1 protein-coding gene is annotated in these 1,457 nt (G+C 59.9%); it reads left to right on the top strand.

Annotation, left to right across the window (positions count from 1 at the left end; all coding sequences use genetic code 11):
* Positions 1–144: 144 nt before the first annotated feature.
* Entirely contained in the window at positions 145–1,428 is a 1,284-nt protein-coding gene (locus tag VD17_RS16905; protein WP_046054770.1) for an arsenic transporter, read from the top strand.
* Positions 1,429–1,457 lie beyond the last annotated feature (29 nt).

Raw genomic sequence — 1,457 nt, 5'->3', positions numbered from 1 at the left:
CAGCCGAACGGGGATAAATCCCCTCACCACAACGCAGCTACATCGACCTCGGTGGGTTTAGGAGTAGGAAAGCAAGTTTGGGCTTTACTCCGCTCGTGTGTTGCGGCTGAATCGCGTTTTGTTTTTCCGACAAGGCTGCACTGCATGCTGATCGCATCGTTGATTTTCCTGCTGACCATCACCTTGGTGATCTGGCAGCCAAAAGGCCTTGGCGTCGGCTGGAGTGCGGTATTCGGTGCGGTGCTTGCGCTGGTTTTCGGGGTCGTACACCTGAGCGACATCCCGCTGGTGTGGCAGATTATCTGGAACGCCACCGGGACCTTTGTCGCGCTGATTGTCATCAGTCTGCTGCTGGACGAGGCGGGGTTCTTCGCTTGGGCGGCGCTGCATGTGGCCCGTTGGGGGCAGGGCAGCGGACGCAAGCTGTTTGCTTACATGGTGCTGCTCGGCGCGTTGGTGTCGGCGTTGTTCGCCAACGACGGGGCAGCGCTGATTCTCACACCCATCGTGATTTCCATGCTGCTGGCGTTGCGGTTTTCCCCGGCGGCGACTCTGGCGTTCGTCATGGGCGCCGGTTTCATTGCTGACACGGCGAGTCTGCCGTTAGTGGTATCGAACCTGGTGAACATCGTTTCCGCGGACTTCTTCCACATCAGTTTCAACCGTTACGCGGCGGTGATGATCCCGGTCAACCTGGTGAGTGTCGCGGCGACGTTGGCGATGCTGATGTGGTTTTTCCGTCGTGACATTCCCAAGGATTACGACCCCGAACAACTGGCGCATCCGGCTTCAGCGATCCACGACCAAGCCACGTTTTATGCCGGTTGGGCCGTGTTGGTGATTCTGCTGCTCGGCTGTTTCGCGCTCGAGCCTCTGGGGATTCCGATCAGTGCCATCTCTGCGGTGTGCGCGGTGTTGCTGCTGGCCATCGCGGCCCGTGGCCACAAGATTTCCACGCGCAAAGTCATCAAAGAAGCGCCGTGGCATATCGTGATTTTTTCGCTGGGCATGTACCTGGTGGTGTATGGCCTGCGCAATGCCGGGCTCACGGGGTATCTGGCCGGATGGCTGGATGGTTTTGCCGGTTACGGCGTGTGGGGCGCGGCCATGGGCACGGGCGTGCTGACGGCGCTGCTGTCGTCGGTGATGAACAATCTGCCGACGGTGCTGATCGGTTTGCTGTCGATCGATGCCAGCCAGGCGACCGGGGTGGTGAAGGAGGCGATGATCTACGCCAACGTCATCGGCAGTGACCTGGGGCCGAAGATTACGCCGATCGGCAGCCTGGCGACGTTGCTGTGGTTGCATGTGCTGGAACGCAAGAGCATTCGGATCGGCTGGGGGTATTACTTCAAGGTCGGGATTGTGCTGACGGTGCCGGTATTGTTGGTGACGTTGGCGGCGCTGGCATTGCGGTTATCCATCTAGACCGAGTCGGCCCTATCGCGAGCAGGCTC

The sequence above is a fragment of the Pseudomonas fluorescens genome (assembly GCF_000968015.1).
Taxonomy (GTDB): domain Bacteria; phylum Pseudomonadota; class Gammaproteobacteria; order Pseudomonadales; family Pseudomonadaceae; genus Aquipseudomonas; species Aquipseudomonas fluorescens_W.
Note: the sequence above shows the minus strand (reverse complement) of the source record. Positions and strands in the feature narration are given on the sequence as shown.